This window comes from bacterium (assembly GCA_019695335.1).
GTDB lineage: Bacteria > CLD3 > CLD3 > SB21 > SB21 > JABWBZ01.
Genome location: JAIBAF010000095.1, coordinates 1 through 9,171, shown reverse-complemented (window position 1 = coordinate 9,171; position 9,171 = coordinate 1). Strand labels below are relative to the sequence as shown.

Annotated in this window: 9 protein-coding genes; 4 read left to right on the top strand and 5 right to left on the bottom strand. The window is 43.8% G+C overall.

Annotated features, from left to right (window positions below):
* The 4 genes from K1X84_15925 to K1X84_15910 form a co-directional block, all read right to left on the bottom strand.
* On the bottom strand, positions 1–564 hold a 564-nt coding region (locus tag K1X84_15925), incomplete at its 3' end, for an acyl-CoA carboxylase subunit beta (GenBank protein ID MBX7153116.1).
* Positions 565–598: 34 nt separating this feature from the next.
* Positions 599–2,251, bottom strand: coding sequence for a hypothetical protein (locus tag K1X84_15920; GenBank protein MBX7153115.1), 1,653 nt, complete (start codon positions 2,249–2,251; stop codon positions 599–601).
* Between the two features lie 100 nt (positions 2,252–2,351).
* Complete coding sequence (locus K1X84_15915; GenBank protein MBX7153114.1) at positions 2,352–4,358, bottom strand: helix-hairpin-helix domain-containing protein; 2,007 nt, start codon at positions 4,356–4,358, stop codon at positions 2,352–2,354.
* A gap of 6 nt (positions 4,359–4,364) precedes the next feature.
* Positions 4,365–5,192, bottom strand: coding sequence for a hypothetical protein (locus tag K1X84_15910; protein ID MBX7153113.1), 828 nt, complete (start codon positions 5,190–5,192; stop codon positions 4,365–4,367).
* Positions 5,193–5,336: 144 nt separating this feature from the next.
* On the opposite strand from K1X84_15910, the gene K1X84_15905 reads away from it, so the two are divergent.
* From K1X84_15905 to K1X84_15890, 4 genes are all read left to right on the top strand, one after another.
* On the top strand, positions 5,337–6,119 hold the full coding sequence (locus tag K1X84_15905; protein MBX7153112.1) for an SDR family oxidoreductase: 783 nt from the start codon (positions 5,337–5,339) through the stop codon (positions 6,117–6,119).
* A gap of 122 nt (positions 6,120–6,241) precedes the next feature.
* Complete coding sequence (locus K1X84_15900) at positions 6,242–6,892, top strand: superoxide dismutase (GenBank protein ID MBX7153111.1); 651 nt, start codon at positions 6,242–6,244, stop codon at positions 6,890–6,892.
* A 128-nt stretch (positions 6,893–7,020) separates the two neighbouring features.
* On the top strand, positions 7,021–7,305 hold the full coding sequence (locus tag K1X84_15895; GenBank protein ID MBX7153110.1) for a 4a-hydroxytetrahydrobiopterin dehydratase: 285 nt from the start codon (positions 7,021–7,023) through the stop codon (positions 7,303–7,305).
* 99 nt (positions 7,306–7,404) lie between these two features.
* Positions 7,405–9,012 carry a hypothetical protein gene (locus tag K1X84_15890; protein MBX7153109.1) on the top strand — a complete coding sequence of 536 codons (1,608 nt, stop codon included), beginning with the start codon at positions 7,405–7,407 and terminating at the stop codon, positions 9,010–9,012.
* A 4-nt stretch (positions 9,013–9,016) separates the two neighbouring features.
* Here the strand turns inward: K1X84_15890 and K1X84_15885 are convergent.
* A partial coding sequence (locus K1X84_15885) for a DUF420 domain-containing protein (protein MBX7153108.1) occupies positions 9,017–9,171 on the bottom strand: 155 nt, incomplete at its 5' end.

Here is a 9,171-nt window from a genome sequence, read left to right as displayed (position 1 = left end):
CATCACTGCAGCGACCTGTGTGATACCCATCGCACTCATGCGCGCATTATTATAAAAAATCCTGCCGAAGTGATTTTCATCGGGAAAAACCTGATCCTGTAAAGGAAGAAAAACGCCAGCCGAATCAACCAGATAAATGATCGGCAGATTATTTTTCATCGCAATTTCCTGACCGCGCAGCGTTTTTTTAACCGTCATCTCGAAATGCGCACCCGCTTTGACGGTGGCATCGTGCGCCACAATCACAGTTTCCTTACCTTGAACCAGACCGACTCCGGAAACGCATGCCGCCGAAGGACAACCTCCGAACTCTTCATACATGCCATACGCAGCAAAAAGCCCCAATTCCAAAAAATAGGTACCCGGATCGATCAATTTGGCAATGCGCTCACGAGCCGTCAGGCGGTTTTTATCATGCTGGCGGTCTATGTTTTTTTGTCCGCCGCCTAATTTGATCTTCTCTTCGTCATTTTTAAAATCAGCAATCAGCTTTTCCATGAAAGCCGAATTTTTTTTATATTTCTCCTGATTCCATTTTGCGGCCGATGTTCCAATTACTGCCATTCCTTATACTCTCCTTGAAAATTTAAACAGAATTTTACTTCAACATTGAAGAAATATCCATCATCCAAATATCCGTATTATGACCGGCTTGAAAGACAACATACTTTCCATCCGGAGACCACTGTCCATTGCGCTCTTGATTAGTATTGTCTTTGGTCAATGTACGGGAAGTTTTTTCACCGCCGCTTACTGAAAGCAGCCACACGTCTGCATCGTCGTACCACGAACGTGTGAAGAGCAGGCGTTTACCGTCTGGAGAAACCAGCGGGTCAGCATCCCAACCGTAAGGCAGTTTATCCCGCGTTACGGGCAATGGTATCCCGCCATCGGCCGGCATACGCCAAATACTCCAACGTTTAGCCCAATTGGCCTGAAACAGAATCGCCTGATCATCCATTGAAAACGATGGCGCTAATTCAACTCGTTCATCAACCGTCATGCGTGTTTCTTTTTTGGAAGTCAATTCCATTTTCCATATATCCGGATTTCCGGAACGATCGGAGACATAAACCATCCACTGTGCATTACCAGAAAACCTTGCTTGGTGTGCTGCAACCGGATCATCGGTCAAACGTTCGGGTTGTGCGTCTTCTGAACGATTCATTATCCAAATATTTTTTTTGCCGCCTTTATCAGAAGTAAACAACAACTTTGTTCCATCCTGAGAAATGTCGGGGCTCGAACAGTTGCCAAAATCAGCCAGCAGCGGTTCCCGCTTTCCTGTTTCCAGATTTAATTCCATTAAAACCTGTTTTCCGTTCCATGACGAACTGTAAATAACGCACTTTCCATCCCGCGAATACACCGGTGATTCCTGCTCGCCTCTATCTGCCACAAGAACCGAATCGCGCTGGGTTTCCACTTCAATTTGTTTGATGTCCCATGATGGAGTTTTCTCAAAGAGAATCTTCTTACCATCGGTGCTCCAGCTTGGAAAATCATATTGAGCAAGATCTAACTTCACAGGCTTCGGATCAAATTGTTCAACTGACGATAAACAAATAACCGAAGAATCCTCGACCGTATTTACAAAAATAATCCATCGTTCATCCGGAGATAATGCGGCATGACGTACATCCATTGCCGGTTTAGAAAATGGTTCTAAACGATCTGACCAAAAATATAAACGACTGGCTGTCCCTTCACTTTTCTGTAATAAAACCCGGCCATCACTGATCGGAATAGGGTTCTCGATTTCCAAACTATCGGTATAGAGAATTTGAACGTCCGAAAAATTTTTATGACTTACTTTACACAAATTCCATCGCAACGAATCCTTCATCACAAAATAAATCCAATTACCATCTTTCGACCAGCGTGGACTATATTCATCTTCAGTTTCAGTTTTGGTAAGTTGTACCAATTGCGATTCCTGATCGATAAGCCATAAATCTCTCTGGCCATTAATCAATGAAGAAAACACCAACCGTTCATTATTCGGTGAAAAATCCGGATGTTCGTCCACGCCTTCATTGTAAGTAAGAGGGGTGCGCGTTTGTTCCCCTACGTCATAAATCCAGATATGCCGGTCGCCCGACTGCGTCGAAACAAAAGCGATAAATTTTCCATCCGGCGACATTCGCGGCTGACCGTCGTAACAGGCTAACGTCGTTATCGGTTCAGGTTTTGACTCCGGCACACGGCAGGATGCCAAACAAATAACCAGTAAAATCAGAAAAGTTTTCATCGAGTCGATGGGTATGATTGAGTAATTCGGTGAGACATATATAAGAAACATGCGGTGAAAATACAATTAAAAACAAGAATACGATCGTCAGAATTATCCGTTAAATTTGAACATCCAATGACATCGCAACCCTGCGCAATTTATTACCATTCACAGCGCTTCCACCCGATCCGATTTGTGACACGCCGTCTTTGTACATTTCCCAGTATTTGATCGACACATCAGCCGACTTGGCCCAACGATATTTGATCAACAAATACCATCGTTTTCCTTTTTCATACAGCGCGGTATTCGTAAAACTTCCTTCGACGTCATTTTCATATTCATAAATAGCCGTTTGGAAATTATCCGTATCAAAAAAGGATAACCGGCCATAAATAGTTAGATTTTTTCTGGGTTGAATTTTAATGTCCTGTTGAAATAAGATGCCCTGATCATGCCGGTTTGCAAGATCATACCACGCCTGTTCAACTCTTGATTTCAATTGTATTTCAGGAACCACACGATAAGCTAATTGATAACGAATTCTCCGGGTATTACTTTTTCCGATCACAGTAATATCGCGGCCAAGAATATCTTGCGACGTGTAGGCTTCATCTTTCGTTTCATTTTTATAACGAAGCGTGATGACAGTTTGCTTCGTAAGTTTGTGTTCGGCTTCCGCGAAAAAATCGTTGCCTCGCACCGGCTTCGGTACATTGTAACTCCGCCACGGATAACGGAAAAGGTCATAATACGCACTGACGCTTGTTCCACGAGCAACCTGCGCTTTGATGCCCGTATAAATACCTTCTTCGTTTTGCGTATTACCGTTTTGCTCTCCGAACGCATAACCTCGCACGCTGTGAAAATTCTTAGCATAATTTCTGTAGAATACGATCATTTCAATTTTATGCCAGGATGTGATCCAACCGGCGTTATAAGCCGACGCTCCGTCGCGATCACGCGCTAGTTCTCCGAAAATATTAAAACGGTTCCAGATAACGTCAGCATAAATGCTGGTCACGCCGTGTACTTTGCCGGTTAAATCATAGCGGCTCCGTACCGGATCCGTCACGACAAAATCACGGTCATACCAAGTAGTGTAATGCACTGCTCCAAAACGGGAAGCATTCAATTCCGTTTGCACATTTACGCCAGCAATTTTTTCACGCAGAAAATCTTGTTTGGCTTTTTCAGAGCTGTCACGGTGGAACCCATCTGTCAGAATGCTATTGACACTTCCATCGTCATTAAATGATGCGTCAAAATTGGCTTGAGACGCAAATACGGTTAAAGCCGTATTCTTAAATTTTTCAAATTGAACGGCACCGCCAAAATAAGCCGAGTTTTCAGTGGCATAGTTGTAACTTCGTATACCATTCCCGCGGCGTTTGACGGCATCAACCGTTTCGCTTCCCTTTGATAATCCTGAAGCGCTCCACAGCGCAATACCTTGCCCGAATTCGAGTTGATAATTGCCAACAATCATTTTCCGGATCAATGAAAAGCGGTTGAATTCGACAAATCCGACGCGATGATCCGCCCAATTAGTCTCGCCGGCATCTTTTTCAATGACCCCGCCGCCACGAATGGTCGACGATGCCGATGAATTAGGCTTAAATTCCACATTCAGCCGGTTGTATAACTGATAATTATTACCGTCAAACTCCCCCTCTTTTACATCGCGCGACGGATCAAGCGAGTGTTTGGTTCTTTGGCGGTAAGATATCTCATACGGTTTAATTAAATTTTCCGGATTGACCGTTAAGAAATCTTTGATCGCGACAAACGTTTCTCGCGTCATATCGGATACTTTTAACAGTTCTCGAACAGTTTTAAATCGTTGGCGTTGGCGATAATTCAGGATGTTTTGAATCACTATTGAAGATAATTCGGGGATATTTTCAAAATCGGATCGCGAAGCAGCATTGATATCCAGAGGATGTTCGAGATAATATTCGAGAATTTCGGAGATGGTCGACGCATCGGACGATTCGGTATAATTGTCCAACAACCGCTCTTGCGAGGATTCGTTCTCATCTAAATCCAGCGAATCTGCGTCCTGAGCCCAGGATAGACCGGTTATAAAAAAAACAAAACAATATAAATAGCGGGAACCGTTCATGAATATTTATTGAATTTTTCGAATGGCCTGGCGTTGCAAGTGAATCGATGCTGAGACGGCGTGCGTCACGCCTAAATCTTCATGTGTATATAAAGCATAATCGATCACGCCAATTCCAAAGTCAAAACCAAGTCCTGCGGAAAAAGAGGATGGTTTTGACGCAACGCCAACGCGAAGAAATAATTTTCGGATTAATTCATATTCCGCACCGACGCGAATATCGGTATCATAGCGTACGTCTTTATAGAGGTCGGCATTAATCGTCAAAGGCTCAAACATATTCACGCTGACACCGAGAGCCATCACTTGGGCCAATTCATCGTGCGCAATTACAGGCTGATTAATATTTCGTGAAGTAAAACCAACCGTTACATACGGATGAATTTTAAAAAGTAATCCGGCGTCAAATCCAATCGTTCCGGCGGAACCGCCGTCTTTAATGGCAACATGGTAATAATTGGCTTCAATTCCGTAAACGAATTTTTCACGAAATCCCCCGCTATAAGCTAATCCAAAAGTCGATTCACGGTAGAGATCGAAGCCATACGATTCGAAGCTGGCCGCGCCGTTGCCCCAACTCATCGGATATGTCACATTAAACGTGGTGGTAGCCAAGTCGCGAAGATTGAACGGCGCTGAATAAAATGCCTGAACTTGCGGATTGGTCAATTGCCAAAGCCCTGCAGGATTGTAATAAAAAGCGTCATTCGTATTGGCCAGCGCTACATAAGCGCCGCCCATTCCCAATGCTCGGGCGCCTTTTTTTGTATCGGAGGCCTGAAGCGAATAAGCCCACAACAATAAAAATAAAAACCAAAATAAGCTACGGTTCATGAGTGATGTGCCGATATGAAGTGTCAGGAAAACCATTGTCAAAATAATAAATCAACAGCAACGATGCAAATACGAATTTGTAAATACATCGCTTGCCACAAACGATAATTTTACTTACTTTGAAAAAATTAAAATAAGCCCACTATGTTTCCATATCAATTCGCTTTGATCACAGGCGCATCAAGCGGAATCGGCGAAGCTCTGGCGCATGAATTGGCTCGTCACAAAGTTGCGCAGGTGCTTGTCGCCCGTTCGCAAGATAAACTGGAAGCGCTTGCCGCACACATCCAGGCGCAGGACGTTAGGGCGCTTGTCATACCATTGGATCTGACTCAACCTGATTCCAACGACATCCTGGCTGCCGAACTTAAAAAAAATGATATCGCCATCGATTTGCTTATTAATAACGCCGGATTCGGATCCTATGGTTTTTTTCATCAATCTATTCTCCACAAAGAATGTGAGATGATTGACTTGAATATCCAATCGCTGGTTCGGTTGACTCGACAGTTTTTACCCGGCATGGTAGAACGCGATCACGGTTGTATTGTGAATATATCATCCACCGCGAGCTTTCAGCCTGTGCCGTTCATGGCAACGTACGCGGCCACTAAAGCTTTTGTCACCAGTTTTTCACTCGCCATTGCATCCGAACTTAAAGACACCGACATTCGCGTTATCGCTTCCTGTCCGGGTCGTACCAAAACTAATTTCCAGGTTATTGCTGGAAGCAACCGCGTTCGTATCCGTTCGCGCTCGGCCAAAGCCGATGATGTCGCACGTGTTACGGTTAGCGCCATTCAAAACTACAAGAAAATTGCCATCGAAGGCTGGAATAATAAATTAATGGTTTACATGCAAAGGTTCGTACCCCGCATGATCGTTCTGGCCACCGCACGAAAAATTTTCGAACCTAAATCTCTATAAGTTCTTCCACTTAAAAAGAAGGTTTTGATATGAAAAAAACGCGCCGAGAATTTCTCAAAACCGGTGGCATGATTGTGGTCGGAAGTTTGATCACTCCTTCGATCGTTTCTGCGGAAATTATTATGCAAACTCAAACCGGCGATACATTGACCAAACATGAGTTACCGAAATTGCCGTACGCCTATGACGCGCTGGATCCGTACATCGATACGCTGACGATGGAAATCCATTACGGAAAGCACCACAAGGCTTACGTGGATAATTTGAACAACGCTATCGCGGATTTCCCAGCGATGGGCAAAGAAAGTATAGATGTTTTACTCATGAATGTCGGTTCGGCGGTTCCCGATAAAATCCGGAATGCCGTTCGCAATAACGGCGGCGGACATTATAATCACACCCTGTTCTGGAACAGTATGAAACCGGGCGGAGGTGGAGCGCCATCCGGTGTGCTGGCCGATGCGATCAAAAACACCTTCGGTTCTTTCGATGAATTTAAAACAAAATTCGCGGCCGCAGCCATGTCGCGTTTCGGTTCCGGCTGGGCCTGGCTGGTCATCAACAACGATAAACTTGAAATCGGCTCAACTCCTAATCAAGATAATCCCCTGATGGATATTGCTGATTTCAAAGGTAGACCGCTTCTGGGCCTCGATGTCTGGGAACACGCGTATTACCTGAAATACCAGAACAAACGCGCCGATTATATCAACGCATGGTGGAACGTCGTTAATTGGGAAGAAGTGAATAAACGCTTTGCGGCAAATAAGTAATGCCCCATATTTCACACTAGGACACAGAGAAAAATCAAAAACCGCTGGATGTGATTGTTGCTTCGACAATTGTTTCGATACGGATCAAACATAATATTTTCTAAATTAAACAGGATCAATTTTTTTTTATGAATCGAACCAAGCTGGACGAATCAGAAATCCAAATACAATTAAAAAGCCTGAAGGGTTGGGCTTACGTACACGGCAAACTGCATAAAGAATTCAAGTTCAATGACTTTGTAAGCGCTTTCGGCTTCATGACAAGCGCGGCTTTACATGCGGAATCCATGAACCATCACCCGGATTGGTCGAACGTATACAACCGTGTAACCGTTGGCTTGAATACGCACGATGTCGGCGGCATTACCGAGTTTGATTTTGCGCTCGCTCGTAAAATGGACGCGCTGTTATAGCCAAAAAGCACTTGCAATCACGATGAAATATTTATAAAATTTGAAGTCGCATCCCTATTTCCTTCCTTACAAGACCAAATTCAAAAAGGCATCCTTCTGATGAGTTCTGAGCCGTTATTTGCCGCTACCAATAATCGTCGAAAAAATTATGAGCTTCGTGCTCTTGTTGATTTTTTGAGTACACTGGATGTTTATTCCGGGCGTTCTGTCTGGGATTGCATTGCCGAAACTCACTTTCTCATGCTAAGCATCCTGCGAGAGAGTAAAGATCTTTCGGTCTCACAGCAACTTTTGAATACGTTCGAAACCAACCGCCGCGTCATTGAAGACATCTATAATCCTAACGCAAAAAAATCGAAACAGCTTGCACTCGCGTTATCCTCGTATTTTACTAAATTACTCGCGCTTAAAAATCGTTTCATCAAAAAGAACGCACCTGCCGTTGCAGAACACCCCGATATTGTCCGCAATAAAGTAGACGAATTTCTTCGTGAATACGTGGTTAAATTGATCAAGGATCAGCGAGTGGTTTTCCTGATGCTGCTGACGATTGTTTTTCGAAAAATCAAAAACCTTCCGACCAAAGACTTCTGCGATAAAGCAGTTATTTTATCCAATATTCTGAAAGCCAATGAACTCCGCCCGGACAAGGCCCTGACTATTTTGATTTACAATTTGTGTCAGGCTTCCGTCGATGCCCTCGAAGCGACGGATTACGCCCATGGCAGTCTGTATTGTGAGCGAGCGGTCGAAGTATTTAAATTGATCGGGGATGGTTCTAGAGTCAAAGAGGCTATTCGCGCACAAATCGAAGAGGCGCTGCGCATTACGACCGAGCGATTGGTCAATCGTATCCAGGAAAAAGAAGAAACTGAACAAATTACAATCATTGAAGACGTTGTCGCGAAATTGTCCAATATCGATCTGATCGCCTATTTATTGCCGCAGCTTGTATTTTTTCTCATCCGCGCTCAAAAATACGAAGAATGCCTCGGCTACCTCGACAGAATTTTAAAAGCCGAAAATCTCAGCAAAGATTTCCTGAATTATCAGACAGCCATTACGATTGGCCACGAATGGTGCGACTCACTTCTCAAAGCTGAACGTTATTCGCGGGGTAAAGTAAGTTTCAGCTTTGTACAAAATCAAAAAGACAATGTTGAACGCGTGTTTGAATTGTCCAAAACAATTACGGTACCACCTCTTGAAGACGAAACGTTCTATAATATAGAAATCGAAAAACTGGCCGTCACGTTCAGCCATTTAGGAACGTTGTATTTTCTCACCGGCAGCGTCGAGAAAGCAGCCGAAGCCTACGAACATAGCTTTGGCACGATTTTGCTTAAACGTTGTTCACGTAACCGCGATTCGGTAGACGAGATTCTCGACCGTTATAAAGACACGCTTCACCACCCTCTTAACAGTGCGCCAATGGAAGCCCATCCGTTGATCGGGCTTTATGCTTCTCAAAAAGGCTACGAGTTCCTTTTAGAATCTCAACTCAAAAAATATGAACGCGACGGAGTGACGTTTAATCGTGATGAACAGAATTTCTCTACGCTCGATAACCCTCAAAAAGAAATGATCGCCGATCTGATGGACGCGACAGCTAACAAACTAAAATACAAGTTTCAGGAACCTTACCTGTCTTACAAATCCTTTATCGAACAAAAATATTCGGATCTTAAAAACCGCATGAGAATTTAGCTTCTCACATTCGATAGAGCATCCAATAGACCACTACCCCACTCACCGAAACAAACATCCACACAGGCCATACCCAATGCACAAGTTTCCTGTGTTTATCATAATTATTATGAAAAGCATGCCATACGGCTACGATAATAAATGGCGTCATGACCATGG